Source organism: Ilumatobacter coccineus YM16-304 (assembly GCF_000348785.1).
GTDB classification, from domain to species: Bacteria; Actinomycetota; Acidimicrobiia; order Acidimicrobiales; family Ilumatobacteraceae; genus Ilumatobacter_A; species Ilumatobacter_A coccineus.
Map to the genome: position 1 here is coordinate 4242389 of NC_020520.1, position 21138 is coordinate 4263526.

Here is a 21138-nt window from a genome sequence, read left to right on the forward strand (position 1 = left end):
TTTCATCTGATCTCCGAGCCAGCTTGGAAAATCCCGATGGCCATGGCGCGCCTCGGACTCGATCGCCCGGCACTCGATCGAGTGGATGGCCTGCACTTCTGGCGACTGCTCGGAACCGGCCGCGGGAACGACACGGGTCCCGGAGCCGATCTCCGACGCACCGCAGTGTTCGCCGTGTGGGACGACGAAGCCGACCTCGATCGATTCCTCGACCAGCACCGCATCGCCCGACGATGGTCGAACGCCAGCGAATCCTGGAACGTTCGCCTGCGAGCCCTCGGCGGCCACGGCCGCTGGCGGGGCATCGACCCACTCGACCACATGACGCAGGGCGCCCGCAGCGGACCGATCGCGATCGTGACGCGCGCCGACGTCCGCCGCTCGGCAGGTCGTCGGTTCGCGCGAGCAGCGAAGGAAGTCGACACCGAGTTGCACACCGCGGCTGGGCTGATCGATGTGGTCGGCATCGGCGAAGCACCGGTGGGCCGGTTGGCGACGTTCAGCCTCTGGGAATCGCTCGACGCCGCCCGCGCCTTCGCCTACTCGATGCCTCGCCACCGCCAGGTGATCGACGAGACACGGGACGGCGACTGGTATTCCGAAGAGCTGTTCGCCCGTTTCGAACCGTACGGCTCGACGGGCACCTGGAACGGCCGAGACCCGCTCGAGAAGCGCTGACGCTGAAACGTTCGGCGGCTCGAGCACACGCATGGTTCAGGCCAGCGTGAGCTGCTCGGTGAGTTGGAGCCAAGCTGAATCGTCGGCGTCGACCTGCTGGCGGGCGTGATCGCTCGGAGGCTCCTGGCCGATCGAGTCGGTCGGTGCGGTGGTGACCGGGGGCGGTGGACCGGGTGGCCGACTGACCTGCATCGACCCATCGGGAGCGTGAACGCTGAGCTCACGCCCCGTGCCCGAGATGTTCCACCCGGACCCATGACTGAGCTGATGATGTCGATGGCAGAGCAAGACGAGGTTCTCGTCGTTGGTGGCCCCGTGCTGGGCCCGGTGGACGATGTGGTGCGCATCGCACCAGGTGGCTCGAATGTTGCAGCCGGGCCAGCGGCAGTGCTGATCGCGAGCCACCAGTGCGAGGAAGAGGTTGTCGGTCACGAGGCGGTTCTCGTGACCGAAGTCGAGGATCGACGAGCCGGGGCCCGTGATGAGGCGGTGGATGCCGGCATCGCACGCCATCTTGCGGACGGTGGCCGGGTCGAGCGTTGCGCCGACGTGCGTGACGCCTCGTGCGGTGCCGCGCTCGGTGATCGTTTCGAAGGGGACCGTGGCGATGATCTTGGTGTTGGACCGGCCGCCGACGAGCTTGCCCTTCGACGCTGCCGCAGCGAGCTGGGTGAGTGCATCGGCGCATCGCTGCGGTCGAGTGCGCTTGGTGTTGTCGAACGCCGACTGGTTCATGATCTCGTCGAGTGCGGTGCGGACGATCGCCCCGGACTCTGGATCGAGCAACCCGTCGATGCGTGTCATCCCATCGGGCTGATCGGTGACCCGGATGTAGCGGCGAGCGCGCTGCGCTTCGGCGATGTCGGCGTCGTGCTCGGGGTGGTTGCGGGCCCGCCAGTTCTCGACGGCGGGCTTGACCGCAGGCAGCGGCAGGTCTTCGATCGCTGAGATGATCTCGGCATCGAGCGTTTCTCCGTCGGCGGCACCGACTGCCGTGGCCGCCTGCTCGGTCGAGATCTTTCCGGTGGTGACCGCATCGGCCAAGTCGTCGGAGTTCGACATGGCATGGCCGAGCTCGGCAGCGCCACGGTTCTTGCGGGTCGACGTGCCGGTCTCTCTGCCCAACCATTCGGCGGTGTCTCTGGCGCCGGTGCCGATGAACGCACCCGCTCGATCGGCAGCGTGGGTGAGCCGAGCGAGTTGTGCATCGAGCCTCGACTGCACGAGCTTGATGCGGCGAAGTTCGTGACGGAGCACGGATGCGTCGCACTGTTCGACGCTCACACGAGCGACGGCGTCGACGGCCACCGACGTGGCGTTGACTGCATCCGTCAGCTTCATGTGCCACATGGTATCGAACATGTGTTCGATCGGCAACCCATCGGGCGAAGAAGTCGGAGCGCACGCCAGGTCGAGCGTCGAGGCGTTGGCGACGCAGGCATCGCCACCAGCGTCACTCCTGGGGTCCGACCCAGAACATGATCGCGTCTGCGGTCTGACTCCGGTGCCCTGCCGATAACATCTCGGTGCTGGATCGCAGCAATGCGGCTCGGCGGATGCCCAGATAGCTCAGTTGGTAGAGCAACGCACTCGTAATGCGTAGGTCCCGAGTTCGACTCTCGGTTTGGGCTCACCGCGAAACCCCTGCTCCGGCAGGGGTTTCGTCGTTTTTCGGCTGCCGACACTCGGCGAAGACCACCGAATGCACCTGCGAGCGTCGAAAGTTGACGACTCGATTTCATTACGATTGTGTTTCATTCCGAGTCGAGCTGGGAACAACTCTCCCCATGACCACACGTAACAAGCGCACCAGAACCGCCATCGTGACGGGCCTCGCCGCCCTGTCGCTGTCGTTCACCGCCGCAGCGTGCAGCGACGACGACGGAGACGATGACGACATCGACAACCCCGTCGACGGCGTCGACGACCAGGTCGACGACGGCCTCGAGGATCTCGAGGAAGACATCGAGTCGGAGACCGACGGCGAAGACGGCTGACCCCCAGGCCGTCCTGCCAGAATCACGACACCCAGAACCAGAACCCCCAGACCGAGGGCGACCACAACGACGTGGTCGCCCTCGATCGCGTCTGCGCCCACGTTTCGCGGGCATCGGCAAGAGCACTGGCTCGCCGCCGGCGGCACCGCTACCATCGGGCGAAACGGGTAGAAGCAGTCAGCGTCGGCCACGGCGGCGCAGGTCATTGCCCCTCGCGCCAACGAGGAGACGATCATGACCGCTGCCCCCGATTCGCCAACGCCCGATTCCCCCGACGACACGACCGCCGATCGACCACGGTCGGGATCGGTCGAAACCGAACTCGCCAAGGAGCGCACGTTCGGCGGAGCCGGCATCGACGTCGACCGTGAGATCCGAGTGATCGACCTCGCCGACACCTCGCGCACCCAGAGCGAACTCGACGACGAGATCTGGAACGCTGCGGCCGACATCGGCTTCTTCCAGATCACCGGCCACGGCATCGACGAACGTGCCATCGACGCTGCGTTCGACATGGCCGAACGGTTCTTCGCCCTCCCCGACGGTGTGAAGGCCAAGCGGCGCATGGCGCCCGGAACGAACAGCGGCTGGGAATTCCGCTCGCAGCGTCGCCCGTCGACCGGCACCCTCGATCAGAAGGAGTCGTACCAGGTCACGGTGTCGCGCATGGACCTGCTCGATCTCTGGCCGACCGGCGACGAACTCGCCGACTTCGAGCGCACGATGCGATCGTTCGAATCGACCAACCATGCGCTCGCGATGCGCGTCCTCTCGTCGTTCGCACGCAAACTCGGGTTCGACGACGAGTTCTTCACCGAGCGCCACGATCCCACGTCGCCCGAGTACCAGTCGACCCTGCGTCTGCTGCACTACCTCCCCGTCGAGGTCGACGACCTGCGCCGCGACGAGTGGCGAGCCGGGGCTCACACCGATTTCGACTGCCTCACCCTCCTCCATCAGCGGCCCGGCCAGCGCGGACTCCAGGTCTGCCCGGGCGCCGACGCCGCCGCCCGAGCAGGCGATGGCGAGTTGGGGTGGACGAGCATCGAACCGACGCCGGGCACCATCACCTGCAACATCGGCGACATGCTCATGCGCTGGAGCGACGACAAGCTTCCGTCGACCCTGCACCGCGTGCGCATGCCGCGACCCGACGAGCACCTCGGCCCTCGCTACTCCATCGCCTACTTCGCCCAAGCCGACCGTGACGCCGTGATCGAACCACCCTCCGGCCGCCACGCACCGATCACCGCGAGCGACTACCTCCAGCAACGCATCGCCGCCAACTTCGCCGCCGGCTGACTCGCACCCTCACCGTCGCCGCACCGAGCAGACAACGGCGTGCGACCGGCCTGTTCTACGATGCCGTACACATCGATCTGCTCTGCCGGATCGCGGGAGGAACCCAGATGAAATTCAGGTGGATGATCGCGGCAGCGTTCGCGGTGGCTGGCCTCGGCCTGGTCAGCGAAGCGACACCGGTCGTGGCGGCAGCCCCGTGTGCAGCCGGCACCTACGGACCAAGCGGCATGGATCCGTGCACTCCTGCGTCACCCGGCCACTTCGTACCTGACGCCGGGGCAGATGAACAGATCGAGTGCGACGCTGGCAGGTATCAGGACCTCCCCGGCCAGACGTCGTGCATCGACGCGTCGCAAGGGTTCCATGTGCCCGCGCCCGGAGCAACCGAAGAACTGCCGTGTCTGGCTCCGACCTACCAAGACCTCGTCGGTTCCTCGTCGTGCAAGGATGCCCCGGCAGGCAGCTACGTCGTCGACGACGAAGCCACCGAACCCACGCCGTGCTCCCCCGGCACCTGGCAGGCCGACACGGGACAGGTGTCGTGTGACGACGTCGAACCTGGGTTCTTCACGTCGATCTCCGGCGCCTCGACACAGTCGCCGTGCCCGGTTGGCTACTTCCAGGACCAACCCGGCCAGACGCTCTGCATCGCCGCCCCCGCAGGCCACTTCGTTCCCGACGTCGAAGCGACCGAGTCGACGCCGTGTGCCGCAGGCACCTGGCAGGCCGCAACCGGCGAGAGCGCGTGCGACCCCGCGGCAGCCGGCCACTACGTGCCCGACTCGGGCGCCGACGAACAGCTGCAGTGCGACGTCGGCACGCACCAGGACGAAGCCGGTCAGACCTCCTGCAAACTCGCTCCAGCGGGCACCTTCGTCGACAGCTTGGGCGCCGAGGACCCGACGCCCTGCCCAGCCGGCACTTACCAGACCGCCACCGGGTCGACCTCGTGCATCGATGCCGAGGCCGGCACCTACGTGCCGGACGCGGGTTCAGCCGTCCCCGGAACCGACTGCCCGGTCGGCCGATACCAGGATCAGACCGGGCAATCATCGTGCGAGCTCGCACCTGCAGGCACGTTCGTCGACACCCCGGGCGCCGACGAGCCGACGCCATGCGCTGCCGGCCGCTATCAAGAACTCGCCGAGTCCACCGAGTGTGTGGATGCCGACGCCGGCACGTTCGTATCGGGCGAGGGGTCAGCGGTTCCCGGAACCGACTGCCCTGCCGGCCGGTACCAGGACGAAACCGGACAAACATCGTGCAAGGTCGCCCCTGCCGGGAGCTTCGTCGCCACCCCCGCCGCGACCGAGCCGACTCCGTGTGCCGTGGGCTCCTACCAGACCTCCACAGAATCCACGTCATGTGTCGATGCCGACCCAGGCACCTTCGTAGCGGGAACGGGATCAGCTGTTCCCGGCACGGTCTGCCCCGTCGGCGAGTACCAAGACCTCGCCGGTCAGGCCGCCTGCAAACCGGCGCCGGCCGGGGGCTTCGTCGACGTCGAAGGTTCACGCGACTTCACTCCCTGCCCGGTCGGCTACCACCAACCCACCCAGGGCCAGAGCGGATGCATCCCAGCCCCAGCAGGTGGATTCGTCGACGTCGAAGGCGCACCCGACTTCACTCCTTGCCCGGTCGGCCGCTACCAGCCGGCGCTCGCGCAGAGCTCCTGCCTGCTCTCGCCGCCGGGACACTTCGTCGCCCTTCCCGGCGCGTCCGAAGCGAGGCCGTGCATCGGCGGCACGTACCAGCCAGACCCGGGGGCGATGACGTGCCGGGTCGTCGCCATCGACTTCTATTCCGCGGGCCCTGGCGCCACCGAACAGACCGCCTGTGACGCTGGATTCACGACCAACGGAACGACCGGCGCGACCGCATGCGTCGCCATCGTCGGTCCGACGATCACGGTTCCCGACGATCTCATAGTCCGCACCGACGACTCAGAGGGCCGCGTCGTCGAGTTCGCCGTGTCGGTCACCGACGACGTCGACGGAGCGGTGGTCGACTGTTCGGCGCAGAGTGGCGATCGCTTCCCGATCGGCGACACCGTCGTGAGCTGCCAAGCCACCGATCTCTCCTCCACCACGTCGTTCGCCTCGTTCACGATCACCGTCGAACTGGTGCCGCGCTTCGCCACCGGCGTTGCGCCCGCACGCCTGCTCGAAACCCGCTCGTCGTCACCGACCGTCGACGGAGAGGCACAAGGCCTCGATCGCCTGCCGCCCGGCAACCAGCTTCGCCTGCAAGTCGCCGGCCGGGCTGGTGTGGACCCCGATGCCCGGGCAGCGATCGTCAACGTGACCGCCATCGGCCCGTCGAGCGTCGGTTACATCACGGTGCATCCGTGCCTCGACACCGCTCCGACGGCGTCGTCGTTGAACTTCAGCGCCGGACGAACGGCCGGCAACGAGATCATCGCTGAACTCGACGACACCGGGGCGATCTGCGTGTTCAACTCCGCCGAGACGCACCTCGCGATCGACGTCGTCGGCCAGGTGCCGCAGACGTCGAACTACCTTCCGATCGGACCTGCTCGCTTGACCGACACCCGGTCGACGGGCTCCACCGTCGACGACATCGATGTCGGCGGCGGACCCAACCCGAGCGGCGACACGATCGTGGTGCCGGTCGTCGAACGAGCCGGCGTGTCGACCGATGCTCGCGCCGTCGTAATCAATGTGACGGCGGTTCGCCCCGACACGAGCGGCTACGCAACCGTCCATCCATGCCTCGACGACACTCCGCTGTCGGCATCGCTCAACTTCGAGGCCGGCACGACACGCGGCAACGAGATCATCGCCGAACTCGACGACGAGGGCCGCTTGTGCGTCTTCACGAAGGGAGCCACGCACATCACGGTCGACGTCGTCGGCGAGTTCGCTGGAGTCAGTGACTTCCAGGCGGTCAGCCCCGCCCGCCTGCTCGATTCGCGACCCGACGGGACAACGGTCGACGGCCACCAGCAGGCAACCGGCGCCATCCGAGCCGGACAGACGCTCCGGGTCGAGGCCCGGTTCTTCGGTGCTCCGGAAGCTCCGGATGGACTCGTCGCCAACGTCACGGCGATCCGACCGCTCGCCGTCGGCTTCCTCACGGTGTGGAACTGTGTCGGTGATCCGCCGCTCGCGTCGTCGCTCAACTTCGGTACGGGCGACATCGTGGGCAACGACTTGATCATCGACCTCGACGATGGCGAGTTCTGCGTGTACGCCAGCGCCACCACCCACATCACCATCGACGCCGTCGGCTACCAGACCATCGCCGGCTGACTCTCCCGCTCACCGTCGCTCTCAAACCTGGTTACATCGCTCCCGGAGCGATGTAACCAGGTTGGTGGTCAGGCGAGGATGGCGACGATGTCGTCGAGCAGTCGGATCTCGCCGTCGATGCCGGCGTAGCCGAGCCGGTCGAGCGTGGTCACGTCACCCGACTGCACGGCGGGAAGTTGGCTCCAGAGCGGGCTTCCGGTCACGTCGTCGATCGCCGCCTGTTCACCTTCGACGGTGTCCGTCTGCAGCATGATCAGCTCGGGGCCGTCGAGCAATCCGAGCTGCTCGAGCGACAGCCAGACCCGACCGTTTCCGTCGGGCGACAGACCGTCGGCCGAGGGCACGAGTTCACAGCCGAGTTCGTCGATCGCTCGCGGCACGTCCCAGACCGGGCCGGCGAACGCCGCCACGTTCGGGCCTGCATAGATCGCCACGACGCTGGCGGCACAGTCGTCGGCGACCCGCGAACGAGCATCGTCGTACGCAGCATCGAGTTCGGCGATCATCTCGGACGCACGATCGGTGCGATCGAACCACTCGCCGAGCAGTTCGAGTTGTTCACGCCCCGATGATCCGCTCGGGATGACGTGCAGCTCCGACCCGACGCCGGCGAGTTGTTCGGCGCCGACCTCGTCGACCAGGAACTCCCAGACGATGACGTGATCTGCTTCCATCGTGGCGAGCTCCTCGAGCCCGATCGAGAGGTAGTCGAAGATCTCGATACCGCTGGCGTCGAGGTCTCCCATGCCCTGGAAACCGGCGTCGGGCACCGTTGCGCTCGATGCCACCACCGGGATGCCGAGATCGAGCACATCCGCGAGGACTCCCTCTTCAGCCAGCACGACCACTCTCCCGACGTCGGCAACGGCCTCTGCGGGCGCGGACGTGTCGACCGGCGCATCGGTCGACGCCGGCACCTCGGTCGCAGCCGGCGCCTCGGTCACGGAGGGCGCCTCGGTCACGGAGGGCGCCTCGGTCACGGTCGGCGCGTCGGTCGCCACAGGCGCGGGGGTTGCAGCGGGAGCTTCGGTCACCACCGGAGCGCCGGTCGTGACCACCTCGGCAGGGTCGGTCGAATCCTCCGACCCCCCGCATGCGGCCAGCACGGAAGCGGCGACGATGGAAACAGCGACTCGACGAGAGAACATGCGACGACGTTACCAATGGTCGTTAGGGATGCCTAACTTCGAGCACTTCGACAACTGCTGCCGCATGGTCACCTCTCGCCGAAGGCCGCTCTCTCGAGACGGCGCACGACGACGCCTCGAATTCTCGGGCAGCCGACTCCGGGCCTACCGTGGGTCGATGGGGATCGAATCGAACGCGGCGAGCCGTGCCGACCAACTGGCGACAGCGATCGAGGCGGCGGGCGACTACCGCGTCCTGCTCATGTCACTCGTCCATCTCACCGGCGACACGACCTGGCTCGAGCCACCGTTCACCCCTGCTCGTGACGTCAACCTGATCGCCGATCCACACGCGGGCCTCGACGACGACGCTCGCGCTCGAATCCGCGAAGCGATCATCGGGCTCGTCACCGACGGGCCCACCGAACCGGCGATCATCGACCCCGGCGACGAACTGATGCTGCGGATGATGCGCGTCTGCCTCGGCGAGCAGGTGGCCGAGGAATACGCGCTGATGATGCGCGAAGACCTCGGCTTCACGGGCCGCGACGTCGAACCACCGACGCTCCCCGACGACTCCGGCGACCCGATCGTGGCGATCGTCGGCGCCGGCGTCTCCGGCCTCGCGCTCGGCGCCGTACTCACCCGACTCGGCGTGCCGTACGTGATCATCGAGAAGAGCACCGACGTGGGCGGCACCTGGTGGGACAACCGCTACCCCGGCTGCGGCGTCGACACCCCCAACCACGCCTACTCCTTCTCGCACGGCGACCGCTACGACTGGTCGCGCTACTTCTCGCCACGCGACGAGATCGCCGACTACCTACAACGCTGCGCCGACGACTTCGCCGTGCGACCCAACATCCGCTTCGGCACGAGCGTGGTCGGCGCCACGTGGGACGACGATGCCAAACGGTGGCACGTTGCGACCAGCGACGGCGACACGCTGACCGTACGCGTCTTCGTGAGCGCGATCGGCGTGCTCAACGTCCCGAAGCCGCCGGCGATCGACGGCCTCGACGACTTCGAAGGCCCGCTCTTCCACACGGCTCGCTGGCCCGACGACATCGACCTCACCGGCAAGGACGTCGCGGTGGTCGGCACGGGTGCGTCGGCCATGCAGTTGGTGCCGAGCATCGCCGAGCAGGTCGGCCGGCTCACCGTCTACCAGCGCAGCCCGCAGTGGGCCCGCCCGGTCGACGGCTACGGCAGCGAGATCCCCGAGCCCGGCCGCTGGCTGCTCAAGAGCATCCCGTTCTACGCCGAGTGGTTCCGCTTCGTCATGTCGTGGCGATACGGCGACGGCCTCCTCCCCCTCCTTCGACGCGACCCCGACTGGGAGCACCCCGACCGATCGGTCAACCGCAGCAACGACCGGCATCGCCAGCAGATGACCGACCATCTGCTCGCCGAACTCGACGGCCGTCCTGACCTCGTCGAGAAGTGCCTCCCCGACTACCCGCCGTTCGGCAAGCGAATCCTGCTCGACAACGGATGGTTCCGCACCGTGTGCCGTGACGACGTCGAGCTCGTCACCGATCCGATCAGCCACATCACCGCCGACGCGATCGAGACGCGTGACGGCCAGCACCGCCGACACGACGTCATCATCACGGCGACGGGATTCGAGACCACACAGCTCACCGCCCGGCTCGGCGTCAGAGGCGTCGATGGTGTCGATCTCGCCGACGTCTGGGCCGACCAGGATCCCCGAGCGCACATCGGCATCACGGTGCCGGGCTTCCCGAACATGTTCGTCATGCTCGGACCCAACACCGGGCTCGGCCACGGTGGCTCGACGGTGTTCATGTCGGAGTGCCAGGCCCGCTACATCTCGGCCTGCGTGGCCCAGATGCTCGATGACGGCATCGACGCGATCGAGGTGCGCCGCGAGGTGCACGACGCCTACAACGCACGCGTCGACGCCGAACACGCCGAACTGATCTGGACTCATCCGGGCATGACGAACTGGTATCGCAACCAGCACGGCCGCATCACCGCACTGTCGCCGTGGCGCCTCGTCGACTACTGGGCCATGACCCACGACCCCGACCTCGCCGAGTTCGACCTCACCCGCACCTGACTCCACGCGCGAAACCTCCCAGGGTTTTGCCCCGGCAAACCGTCATCCGTGACGGATCCGAGGGGCAAACCCCGGTCGGGTTGGTTTTGCCCCGGCAAACCGTCACCCGTGACGGATCCGAGGGGTAAAACCCGGTTGGGTTGGTTGGTGGTCGCGCGGGTCAGGGCCAGGGGGTGCCGAAGGTGTTGGCGTAGGCGAGCTTCGACGGCGGTTGACGCGTGATCGGACCGTGCCCCTTGCCGACTGGATAGCCGATCGGGATCATCGCCACCGTGGCCCAGCCGTCGGGGATGTCGAGCGCCGCCTTCACCTCGGGTTCGCGGAGGCAGTGCAGCGTGGTGAGCGTGCAACCGAGCCCTTCCTCGACGCACGCGAGCATCGCGTTCTGCACCGCCGGGTAGACCGAACCACCGCCGACCATGCTGATCCGATCGAGCGACGCGTCGGTGATCGCCATCCGCGCAGGGTTGGCACAGAACACGAGGATCGCGGGCGCTTCCGACAGGTGCTTCGCGAGGTGATCGCCAGCGGCGGCGATGCGCTCCCACTTGGCGAACTCGTCGGGCGGCAGCCCGACGAATCGATCGAGAAATCCTTCGGCGTACTTCTCCCACTCGGGCTCGTAGATGTCGTGCAGCGCCTGCTTGAGGGCCGGAGACGTGACCACCAGGACGCGCCACGGCTGCGCGTTGCCGCCCGTCGGCGCCCAGCACGCCGCTTGCAGCACCCGCTCCATCACGTCGTCGGGAATCGGATCGGGTCGCAACTTGCGAACTGCTCGCAGCGTGCCCATCGTCTCGTACAGCTCAGCCATGACGTCAGTCTCGCGGACCGGCGCGCCGCGGGTTACCGTCGTCACATGCCGAACCGATTCCGAGGCAACATCGGGCTGACGCTGGCTGACTCCACGCCGTGGTGGCCCGAGCAGCCAGACGCCGCCGACAAGCCTCACAACGTGATGATCGTGCTCCTCGACGACGTGGGCTTCGCCGACTTCGGTTGCTACGGGTCAGGAATCCGCACGCCCACGATCGATCGCCTCGCCGACGAAGGAGTCCGCTACACCGGGTTTCACACGACGGCCATGTGCTCCACCACCCGGGCCTCGTTGCTCACCGGAGCCAACCATCACTCGGTCGGCATGGGATGTCTCGCGAACTTCGACAGCGGCTTCCCCGGCTACCGCGGCAAGATCAGCGCCGACGCACCCACGATCGCCGAACTCCTCCGGCCACACGGCTACCGCAACTACATGGTCGGCAAGTGGCACGCGACGAGCGTCGCCGAGACCGGTCCGACCGGCCCGTTCGACGGATGGCCGCTCGGCCGCGGCTTCGACCGCTTCTACGGATTTCTCGACGCCGAGACCGATCAGTACTCCCCCGAACTCGTGCGCGACAACAGCCACATCACCGCCCCCGGCACGTACGAATCCGGCTACCACCTCACCGCCGACCTTGCGACCGAAGCGATCAGGTATCTCGCCGATCACCGCGCCGCCGCGCCGCAGCACCCGTGGATGCTCATGTTCTCCCCCGGCGCGTGCCACGCCCCGCACCAGGCGCCGCGAGCGCTCATCGACGAGTACACCGAGACCTTCACCCACGGCTGGGACATCGAGCGCGAGCGTCGACTCGCCCGCCAGATCGAACTCGGCATCGTCCCGGCCGGAACCGAACTCTGCGATCGCAACGACGGTGTCCGCGCCTGGGACGAGCACTCGGCCGACGAGCATCGACTCTTCAGCCGACTCGCCGGCGCCTACGCGGCAATGCTCGATCACTTCGACCAACACCTCGCACGCGTGATCGACTTTCTCGAGACGACCGGGCAACTCGACGACACCATCGTGATGGTGCTCTCCGACAACGGCGCGAGCCAGGAGGGCGGGCCGCTCGGCTTCGTCAACGCGATGGCCCCGTTCAACATGGTGCAGGAGCCGCTCGACCAGAAGCTCGCCCGCCTCGACGACATCGGCGGACCCGACACGCACTCCAACTTCCCGCACGGATGGGCGATGACCTCCAACACGCCGCTGCGTCGCTACAAGCAGAACACCCACGGCGGCGGCGTCCGAGACCCCCTCGTGATCCGCACGCCCAACGCAGCCGAGTCCGGGATCGCCGGCTCGACGCGCCACCAGTTCTGCCACGTGTCCGACCTCGCGCCCACCCTGTTCGACCTGCTCGAGCTCGATCCGCCCGGCGCCACGATGGAGGGGACGAGCTTCGCGGCGACCATCGCCGACCCGGAAGCCGAGACCGGGAAAGACATCCAGTACTTCGAGATGTTCGGGCACCGCGGTCTGTGGCACGACGGGTGGAAGGCAGTTGCCTATCACGCCCCGGGCACGCCGTTCGACGACGACCGCTGGGAGCTCTTCGACCTGACCACGGACTTCAACGAGACCAACGACCTCGCCGACGAACACCCCGACCGTCTCGCCGAGATGATCGAGATGTGGTGGGCCGAGGCCGAAGCCAACCAGGTGCTGCCGCTCGACGACCGCTTCGGCGAACGATTCGCCGAGAACGCCGAACGCTGGCACGGGTCCCGGCGGGCCTACGTGTTCGAAGCCGGTATGGGGCATCTCCCGTCGGACGTGGCACCCGACCTGCGCAGCCGCAGCTACACGATCACCGCCGAGGTCGACCCGCTCGCCGGCGGGGAGCAGGGCGTACTGATCGCTCACGGCGACGCGACCTGTGGCTACTCGCTGTTCGTCCAGGACGGTCACCTCGTCCACGACCTCAACATCGGCGGAACCCACCAACTCGTCCGTTCCGCGACACCGTTGCCGACGGGTGCCACGTCACTCGCGTTCTCGATGACGCGCTCCCCCGGCACCGGGCCGTTCCCGCACGGCGTCGGCACCTTGCTGGTCGACGGCGAACCGGTCGGCAGCATGGAGACCGATCAGATCTTCTGGCTGATGATCTCGTGGTCGGGCCTCGACATCGGCCTCGACCGCGGCACCACGGTCGCCGACTACGACGGCAGCGGACGCCACATCGGCCCGTTCGAGTTCACCGGAACGCTGCATCGAGTCCGAGTCGACCTCAGCGACGATCAAGAACTCGATCACGACGCCGCGGGCGCCACCGAACTCGCTCGCGAGTAGCGCCGCTCGGTGCGACATCACCGACGCCATCGGCCATGATGGTCTCGAATGCTCACGTCGATCGCATCCCTGCTCGTCTCCGGAACCGATGCCGGGTCGGGTGACGACGCCCTCGATGCGTTGACCGACAACATCGACGACACCGACTACGACTGGTGGACGGTCGGCACCGCCCTGATCATCTTCGCGAGCGCGATCATCCTCTCGCGTTTCGCCAAGATGGCGATCGAACGAGCACTGCGGCGCCGCATCGACCCGGCCCTCGCAACGCTGATCGCCCGGCTGGTCGGTTATCTCGTCATCATCGTCGGCGTGGTGTACGGCCTCGACGCGCTCGGGGTGGCGATCGTGCCGATCCTCGGTGCCCTCGGCATCGCCGGCATCGCGCTCGCGTTCGCCTTCCAAGACATCCTCGAGAACTTCGTCGCCGGCGTGATCCTGCAACTGCAGCGGCCGTTCACGTACGGCGACCAGGTCAAGATCAACGACCACGAGGGCACGGTGCACTCGATCGACTCGCGGCTCGTCACGATCATCACGCCGGCGGGTGAAACGATCAAGATCCCGGCGGCCACCGTCATCAAGTCCGACATCAACAACTACACGCAGGAAGGCCGCCGACGCACGTCGCTGCCCGTCGGCGTGGCGTACGGTGCCGACCTCGACGAAGTACAGCGTGTGCTCGAGTCAGCGGTCGCGGGCGCCGACGGGGTGCTCGACTCACCCGCTCCGGAGGTCTACTTCACCGGGTTCGGCGACTCGAGCATCGACTTCGACGTGCGGTTCTGGCACGAACCGTCGATCGCCTCGTTCTGGGCGACGCGCCATGCGGTCGCCCTTCGAGTCGAGAAGGCACTCGCCGAGGCCGACATCACGATTCCGTTCCCGCAGCGCACCGTCTGGTACGCCGGCGAATCCGACGACTGATCGACGCGGGAGCCAGTCGGCTCACGGCGTCGAGCGGTCAGCCGACCGTCGAGAGATGCTCGTCCGCGGTCGAGGCGGCCGAGCGGCGAGACACCGCGTACGCCGCGATCAGCGCGAGGATCGCCGCAACGAGACCGGCGCTCAGCTTCGGATGCCGCCGAGCCACCCTGACGGTGCCTGCCGTGCCGCGGCCGATGCCTCGGGCCGTGGCTAGCGCACCGACGTAGGTGGCGCGCGCTCCGATCGAGCCACCACGTGTGCCGAGCTTCAGTGTGCGGCGGGCCAGGCCCGCTCCTCGCCGCTTGGCCTCGACGGCCACGTCGGTCACCGCTGACGCGGCATCGGAAGCAGACAGGTCGCCAGGGAGGACGGCATCGGTCAGGGAGGAGGCGCTCGGGAGGTTCGTCATGATCAGACGACCATCATGGAGCAGCGGGAACACGACGTCAACGCGGCTCGATGACTTCGCCGTCGGCGCACGGCCGTCGGTGCGACGCGGAAGCGTCAAGCGTCGTGTTTGATGCAGCGGATGATCGTGCGTTCGTCGACGTGCAGAATCGACACGTCGTCCATCACCGCTTGCACGATGAAGAGACCGCGACCCGTGATCGAGTCGGTGGGCGGAGCCGAGACCTCGTCGAGCGGCGGGATCTCGTCGGCGTCGTACACGTCGACGAGCCAGCGGCCGTCGAGGCGCTCCATCGCAACGGTGACGGCGTCGGCCGCCGAGTGCTGCATGACGTTGGTCGCCAACTCGCTCACCGCGAGTTCGATGTCGTCGGCGACGTCGTCACTTCCGTCGTGCGTGCTGACGAAGGCGCGCACCTGTGCTCGGATCGAGCGCAACTCCGATTCTTGCGTCGGCACGCGAACGACGAAACCAGCGTTGTCCACGTGACCGACCTGTGATCTGTTGCGCACCGTTCAGCTCCTCGACGTCGGTCTCGCTACGCGTCGTCGTGCTCGACGTTGAGATGATCGGACAGACCGCTGACCTCGATGATGCGAGCCACCGCCTTGCCAGGATTGACCAGCACCAGACGTGACCCCGCCTCGGTGGCCTTCTGGTGCGAGTCGATCAGTACCCGCAGACCAGACGAATCCATGAACTCGACGTTCGCCAGGTTGACCCGGCGATCGCCGTCTCCCTCGAACTGGTCGAGCCGCTCAGCGAGGCTCGGAGCGCTGTGCGCGTCGATGTCGCCGGTCACCGTGACACCACCGTTGGCATCGTCGACGACATCGAGCCGAGTTTGAGGATCACTCATGGCGTCGAGACTATCTCTCCGAGACGCCACCATGCTCGGATGGGCAGCGAGCACCGCAAATCAGGCATCGACGTCGTCGGGGCCAGGTGCGGGAAACCCACGTCGTTCATCACCCGATACGGCTATGCGGACCGCTCGGTCATCCACGAGCGCATCCGCTCGAACGATTGACGGAGCAGCCGGCTGACCTGCATCTGCGACACACCCACTCGATCGGCGATCTCGGTCTGCGACATGTTCTCGTAGAAACGCAAACGAACGATCTCCTGCTCGCGTTCGGGCAGTCGCTCGAGCAGTTCAGCGACCACCATGTCGTTCTCGCGGTCGGCGAACGAGCGATCGTCGGTGGCGAGCGCCATCTGCCGATCGGTTGCCGGCGCGTCGTCACCGCCGGTGCCGACGACGTCGATCGTGTCGACACGGGCTGCGGCCGTGGCTTCGAGCCCGCGCACGACGTCGTCGCGATCGATCTCGAGGTACTCGGCGAGTCGGCCGACGCTGGGCGATCGACCGTCACGCTGTTCGAGTTCGGTCGTCGCGTTGCGCACCAGGAGGTGCAGTTCCTTGGCACTCCGCGGCACCTTGACCGTCCACGTCTTGTCGCGGAAGTGGCGCTTCAACTCGCCTTCGATGGTTCGGCCGGCGTACAGCGAGAACGCCGCTCCGTACTCGGGGTCGAACCGGTCGACCGCTTTGATGAGACCGACCATCGCCACCTGACGCAGGTCTTCGTCATGGCGCGCTGTTCGTGCATACCGTGCCGCGACGTGGGTGGCGAGACCCATGTGTCGCTGAACCAACTCGTTGCGAGTCGAGCGAGACCGCGTGGCCGCGTACTCACGAAACAGCCCGAGGTCTTCGAGATCTTCGGACATGGGAGGAGTGCTACGAACGCTGAGCCTCGAGTGCCCGCTTCCGCAAGATGACACTCCCGTCCGACACCATGAATTCGTCGACGACCGATCCGAGGATCGTCGAGGCGAGCCCGTCGAGCTCGATCGACTCGGCTCCCACGTCTCGCGACATCGAGATCTCGACGCCACCGTCGCGCACGACGAAACGCGTCGAGCAACGCGTGCCGTCGGCGACTCCGTCGCCCAAGAGGTTGAAGACTTCACTCACCCCGAGGCGAAGATCGTCGAGCTCGTCGACCGAGAACTCGAGATCGGCACCGACGGCTGCGACCACGAGGCGCACCGTCGAGGCATACGCCGCGCTGAGCGGCACGACGAGATCGATGGCCTCGTCGGCAGAAGTTGACTCACTCATGGCCCTCACCGTACTGATCTCGACTGTCCGATGCTGACCAATCCCGCGACAGCCGACCCGTTCACGCTCCGTACGCCCGACCGCGCGCACGAGTGGCGGAGTCGCCCGAACGCTGGCACGATGCATCCCAGCGCTGCGCGACCCGCGAGTACGGTGCACCGCAATCCGGTCGAACCCGGTCCGAGAAGGGCATCGTCGAGTGTCGTCATCATCCACATCGTTGAAGAACTGGCTCACCGATCGGGTGGGGCTCGTTCGAGCTCGCCAGTTCCTCGACGGACTCCGCCACAGCCTGTCGTTCGTTCCGGGCCTCTACGTGATCGGATCGATCGTCGTCGTGCAGAGCACGCTCTTCATCGACCGTCAGATCGGCGACGACACCCTCCCGGTCATCCTCACCACGACGGTCGACAGCTCACGAGCGGTCCTCGGCGCACTCGCCGGCGGGCTCATCACGTCGATCACGTTGCTGCTGTCGATGATGCTCATCACGATCCAGCTCGCGAGCGCCCAGTTCTCGCCCCGCACCCTGCGCGACTGGCTCGGCAACCGGCTCATGCAGCACACCGTCGGGCTCGCGTTGGGCACCACCGTCTTCAGCCTCCTCGCCCTGCGCGCTGCCCGAACCTTCGGTGAAGGAACCGATTCGACCGACATCACTCCGCACATCTCGGTGCTCGTGGCGCTCGCGCTCGGCGTGGTGGCGCTGTTCGGCGTGGTCCGTTCCGTCGATCACGTCACGCACAGCGTGCGCATCGGCTCGGTGTCACGCCGCATCGCCAACGAGACCATCGCGGTGGTCGAGGCTCGTGACGAACTCGACGCCGGCCAACGTCCCGGGTCGACACCGGCGCTCGGCGTGGAGTCCGACGCGATCGGCGACATCCCCGACACGGCCGGCGCCGTCGAGGCGTCCCATGCCGGATGGATCCAACAGATCGACGAAGACGCGATCCTCGACGCGCTACCCGCAGGGAGCACCGGCTACGTCCACGCCCCGCTCGGCGCGTTCGTGCCCAAGTCGGCGCCGCTGATCTGGGTCGACCCGCCACCCGACGACGAGCTGTGCGCCCAATTGCTCGAGGCGTTCGCCACGGGTGACTCGCGCACGATGCAGCAAGACATCTCGTTCGGACTCGTGCAGCTCACCGACATCGCGGTTCGGGCGCTGTCGCCCGGCGTCAACGATCCGAGCACCGCGTCCGACATCATCGTGCAGATCGGCAACGTCATGCTGTCGATCTGGTCGCAGGACGAAGCTCCGTCCGAACGCGTCGATCGCGATCGCACGCTCATCCGCCACCGCGTCGCCCATGCCGAGCACCTGCGCCGTGCGTTCGACCCCATCCGGCGATACGGCGCCGCCGACCCGCACGTGATGACCAGCCTCGTTCGAGAGCTCCGCATGCTCCGTTCCGAGTCGGAGCGCCGAGCGCTTCCCGGCCCGACCGATCCGATCGATCAGATGATCCGCGCCGTCGACGACACCGCCGACCGAAGCCTCTGGAGCCAGGCCGAACACGACGAGTTCGACGGGCTCATCGCACTCGGCTGACGTATCGCAGGCCAGGGGCCAACATGTGTTCAGAGCCAGCGTTCGACGACCGTCGACACCTTCTCGGCCACCTTCTGGGGGATGCTCCGATCGGCCCAGCGTGAGGGGTCGAGCTCGGTCGAGTTCTCGATGTCTTCGTCGAGGTGTTCGTTCAGGATCGACACGACCTCGGGGTCGACGATGACCACGTTGGCTTCCTCGTCGTGCTGCATCGAACGCTGGTTGAAGTTGGTCGAGCCGACCGTGGCGACGATGCCGTCGACCGTGATGACCTTCGCGTGCATCATCGAGACCTCGTAGGCACGAATGTCGATGCCCGCATCGAGCAGCCGTTGGTACGACTGCTCACCGGCGATCTGGATGAAGCGCTTGTCGGCGTGATCGCCCGGCACGAGCAGGGTCACGACGACGCCACGCCCGACCGCTGCCTCGAGCTCGCGCATCATGTGCTCGTCGGGGTTGAAGTACGCCGTGGCGATGCGGAGATCCTTCTCGGCGAGCGACACGAGCGTCATCAGCAGCCGCCACACATCGCTCGCGCCGGTCTCGGCCGATCCGCGCACGACGAAACAGGTCGTCTCGCCCGCTTCGCTGAAGTCGATCTCGATCTCGTTGCGCGGGTCGAAACCGTCGTCGTACTGGTCGGCCCAGTTGTCGAGAAACGCCGTGAGGAGTCCGGCCACTGCGGGACCCCGGACCTCGAGGTGGGTGTCGCGCCACTCGTGCTCGTTGCGGGCGTCACCCGTCCACTCCTCGGCGATTCCCACGCCACCGCAGAAGCCGACCGCGCCGTCACACACGAGGATCTTGCGATGGGTTCGCCGGTTCGCTTCCGACAGTTTGGGAACCGCGCCGTCGAACAGGGGGCGGAACCAGCGGACGTCGCAGCCGGCCTCGCGCATCTCGTCGACGATGCCATCGGAGATCTTCCGGGCGCCGAGCGCGTCGAGGAGCACGCGTACCTTGCAACCGCGCTCGGCCGCCTCCGACAGCGCATCGGCGAACTCGACGGCGATCTCACCCTGCCAGTACACGAAGGTGACGAAGTCGACGGTGTGCTCCGCCGAGCGGATCGCGTCGAGCATCGCCGGGAAGATCTCGTCGCCGTTCTTGAGCACCGTGACGCGGTTGCCGGTGGTGGGCGGAGTGCCGATCAATCCATGGAGGCGATCGGTCCAACGCGACGTGACCGCGTCGTCGGGAGTGTTCATCGTGCCAGTCTCTCCGCGTTTCGCCGTCAATGCACCGACGTGCTCCGCACGGTCGCAGATCCGTCGCCTTGGTCCGGTGCCCGTGGAGGGCGGCGGCGCGGGCCTCCGCCACCGAGCGATAACGTTGAGTCTGCAAACGAGTTCATGATGACCGAGGAGACCACTCACAGCGCGCCGGTCGACGTGACCGATCCCATCGACGCCGGCAACGGCGTACGCATCGGACGCGCCTGGACCGAACTCCGTCGCGGCGCCTGGACCTCGAGCCTCCGCGAGTACGTGTACGGCGATCACGACCCGCTCGAGCAAGGCCAGATGGATGCACTCGATCTGCTCGCTCGCCGCGAACGCACCATGCGCGGACTCGCCGACCGACTCCGTATCGACCCGTCGTCGGCCACTCGAGCGGTGCAACGCCTCGTGTCCGACGGGCTGGCCGAGCGGTTCACGTCCCCCGAAGACGGGCGCATCGTCATGGTGCGCATCACCCGTGACGGCCGCGCTCGCCACGCCGACGTGGCGTCGCGCCGCACGTACGCGATGAGCCTCATCCTCGACGAGTTCGATCCCGAGGAGCGCGCCGACCTGGCCGGGCTGCTCGAACGCTTCGTCACCGCCCTCGACAGCGTGTGCGAACGACTCGACCGCGCCTCGTCGAACACCGACTGAACGACCGCGATAGGTTCCGCACCGATGGCAGATCAAGCCGACTTCGCCGACCAGGCCATGCAGTACGCACCGCAGCTCTTCTCGGCGGCGATGCGCATGACCCGGAACAAGGCCGACGCCGAAGACCTCGTACAAGAGGCGTACCTCAAGGGATTCCGCAGTTTCCACACGTTCCAGGAGGGCACCAACCTCCGAGCGTGGCTGTTCCGCATCCTCACCAACACCTACATCAACAAGTACCGGGCCAAGCAGCGTCGGTTCGACGAGACCGATCTCGGCGACGTCGAAGACCTCTACCTGTACAAGCGGATGGGCACGTTCGAAGACCCGACGATCGGGCGCTCGGCCGAAGAATCCCTGATGGAGATGCTGCCCGACGACGAGGTCAAGCGAGCGCTCGAAGACCTGCCCGAGAACTTCCGCATGCCGGTGATCCTCGCCGACGTCGAAGGTTTTGCGTACAAGGAGATCGCCGAGATGCTCGACATCCCGATCGGAACGGTCATGTCGCGGCTCCACCGGGGAAGAAAAGCCATGCAGAAGGCGTTGTACGACTATGCCGTCGAGAACGGGATCGCCCGCTCGGCGATCGCCGCCTCGGCGGAAGGAAACGACACGACCGACAGCAACGCCGCGGTGGCGGCGACGGAGAAATGACC

General features: G+C 66.9%; 19 protein-coding genes and 1 tRNA gene. 11 read left to right on the forward strand and 9 right to left on the reverse strand.

Annotated features, from left to right (window positions below; genetic code table 11):
* The first annotated feature begins 36 nt into the window (after positions 1-36).
* Positions 37-678, forward strand: a complete 642-nt coding sequence (locus YM304_RS18775; protein WP_070105293.1) for a hypothetical protein — start codon at positions 37-39, stop codon at positions 676-678.
* 36 nt (positions 679-714) lie between these two features.
* Here YM304_RS18775 and YM304_RS23135 read toward each other — a convergent pair whose 3' ends face one another.
* Positions 715-2019 (reverse strand): HNH endonuclease signature motif containing protein, encoded by a 1305-nt coding sequence (locus YM304_RS23135; protein WP_162142112.1) that lies wholly within the window; start codon positions 2017-2019, stop codon positions 715-717.
* Positions 2020-2236: 217 nt separating this feature from the next.
* Between YM304_RS23135 and YM304_RS18785 the strand changes: the two genes are divergently transcribed.
* The 4 genes from YM304_RS18785 (at position 2237) to YM304_RS18800 (ending at position 7249) form a co-directional block, all read left to right on the forward strand.
* Positions 2237-2309, forward strand: a tRNA-Thr gene (locus tag YM304_RS18785).
* 156 nt (positions 2310-2465) lie between these two features.
* Positions 2466-2675 carry a hypothetical protein gene (locus YM304_RS18790; protein WP_015443310.1) on the forward strand — a complete coding sequence of 70 codons (210 nt, stop codon included), beginning with the start codon at positions 2466-2468 and terminating at the stop codon, positions 2673-2675.
* A 234-nt stretch (positions 2676-2909) separates the two neighbouring features.
* Positions 2910-3977, forward strand: a complete 1068-nt coding sequence (locus YM304_RS18795; protein WP_015443311.1) for an isopenicillin N synthase family dioxygenase — start codon at positions 2910-2912, stop codon at positions 3975-3977.
* 122 nt (positions 3978-4099) lie between these two features.
* Positions 4100-7249 (forward strand): HYR domain-containing protein, encoded by a 3150-nt coding sequence (locus YM304_RS18800; protein ID WP_162142113.1) that lies wholly within the window; start codon positions 4100-4102, stop codon positions 7247-7249.
* Between the two features lie 68 nt (positions 7250-7317).
* Here YM304_RS18800 and YM304_RS18805 read toward each other — a convergent pair whose 3' ends face one another.
* Positions 7318-8397, reverse strand: coding sequence for an ABC transporter substrate-binding protein (locus YM304_RS18805; protein ID WP_015443313.1), 1080 nt, complete (start codon positions 8395-8397; stop codon positions 7318-7320).
* A 157-nt stretch (positions 8398-8554) separates the two neighbouring features.
* Between YM304_RS18805 and YM304_RS18810 the strand changes: the two genes are divergently transcribed.
* The gene (locus tag YM304_RS18810) at positions 8555-10459 is read left to right on the forward strand and encodes a flavin-containing monooxygenase (protein ID WP_015443314.1); all 1905 of its coding nucleotides are present in this window, start codon (positions 8555-8557) and stop codon (positions 10457-10459) included.
* 160 nt (positions 10460-10619) lie between these two features.
* Here the strand turns inward: YM304_RS18810 and YM304_RS18815 are convergent, their stop codons facing one another.
* The gene (locus YM304_RS18815; RefSeq protein WP_015443315.1) at positions 10620-11273 is read right to left on the reverse strand and encodes a nitroreductase family protein; all 654 of its coding nucleotides are present in this window, start codon (positions 11271-11273) and stop codon (positions 10620-10622) included.
* 45 nt (positions 11274-11318) lie between these two features.
* Between YM304_RS18815 and YM304_RS18820 the strand changes: the two genes are divergently transcribed.
* Together YM304_RS18820 and YM304_RS18825 are read left to right on the forward strand one after the other, a co-directional pair.
* Positions 11319-13580 carry an arylsulfatase gene (locus tag YM304_RS18820; protein WP_015443316.1) on the forward strand — a complete coding sequence of 754 codons (2262 nt, stop codon included), beginning with the start codon at positions 11319-11321 and terminating at the stop codon, positions 13578-13580.
* Positions 13581-13628: 48 nt separating this feature from the next.
* Positions 13629-14507 carry a mechanosensitive ion channel family protein gene (locus YM304_RS18825; RefSeq protein ID WP_015443317.1) on the forward strand — a complete coding sequence of 293 codons (879 nt, stop codon included), beginning with the start codon at positions 13629-13631 and terminating at the stop codon, positions 14505-14507.
* A 37-nt stretch (positions 14508-14544) separates the two neighbouring features.
* On the opposite strand, the gene YM304_RS18830 is transcribed toward YM304_RS18825, so the two are convergent.
* From YM304_RS18830 to YM304_RS18850, 5 genes are all read right to left on the reverse strand, one after another.
* Positions 14545-14916, reverse strand: coding sequence for a hypothetical protein (locus YM304_RS18830; RefSeq protein WP_154723551.1), 372 nt, complete (start codon positions 14914-14916; stop codon positions 14545-14547).
* Between the two features lie 95 nt (positions 14917-15011).
* A complete protein-coding gene (locus YM304_RS18835; protein WP_051071507.1) occupies positions 15012-15401 on the reverse strand; it encodes an ATP-binding protein in 390 nt (129 codons plus the stop codon).
* 53 nt (positions 15402-15454) lie between these two features.
* Positions 15455-15775: an STAS domain-containing protein gene (locus tag YM304_RS18840; protein WP_015443320.1), complete on the reverse strand. Its 321-nt coding sequence runs from the start codon at positions 15773-15775 to the stop codon at positions 15455-15457.
* Positions 15776-15897: 122 nt separating this feature from the next.
* Positions 15898-16650 (reverse strand): SigB/SigF/SigG family RNA polymerase sigma factor, encoded by a 753-nt coding sequence (locus YM304_RS18845; protein ID WP_015443321.1) that lies wholly within the window; start codon positions 16648-16650, stop codon positions 15898-15900.
* Between the two features lie 10 nt (positions 16651-16660).
* Positions 16661-17044, reverse strand: coding sequence for an ATP-binding protein (locus YM304_RS18850; RefSeq protein ID WP_015443322.1), 384 nt, complete (start codon positions 17042-17044; stop codon positions 16661-16663).
* A gap of 220 nt (positions 17045-17264) precedes the next feature.
* Between YM304_RS18850 and YM304_RS18855 the strand changes: the two genes are divergently transcribed.
* A complete protein-coding gene (locus YM304_RS18855; RefSeq protein WP_162142114.1) occupies positions 17265-18599 on the forward strand; it encodes a DUF2254 domain-containing protein in 1335 nt (444 codons plus the stop codon).
* Positions 18600-18628: 29 nt separating this feature from the next.
* On the opposite strand, the gene YM304_RS18860 is transcribed toward YM304_RS18855, so the two are convergent.
* Positions 18629-19810, reverse strand: coding sequence for a phospholipase D-like domain-containing protein (locus YM304_RS18860; protein ID WP_015443324.1), 1182 nt, complete (start codon positions 19808-19810; stop codon positions 18629-18631).
* Positions 19811-19957: 147 nt separating this feature from the next.
* Between YM304_RS18860 and YM304_RS23140 the strand changes: the two genes are divergently transcribed.
* Positions 19958-20479 (forward strand): MarR family winged helix-turn-helix transcriptional regulator, encoded by a 522-nt coding sequence (locus YM304_RS23140; protein WP_162142115.1) that lies wholly within the window; start codon positions 19958-19960, stop codon positions 20477-20479.
* Between the two features lie 24 nt (positions 20480-20503).
* Positions 20504-21136 carry a sigma-70 family RNA polymerase sigma factor gene (locus YM304_RS18875; protein ID WP_015443326.1) on the forward strand — a complete coding sequence of 211 codons (633 nt, stop codon included), beginning with the start codon at positions 20504-20506 and terminating at the stop codon, positions 21134-21136.
* Positions 21137-21138: the final 2 nt, after the last annotated feature.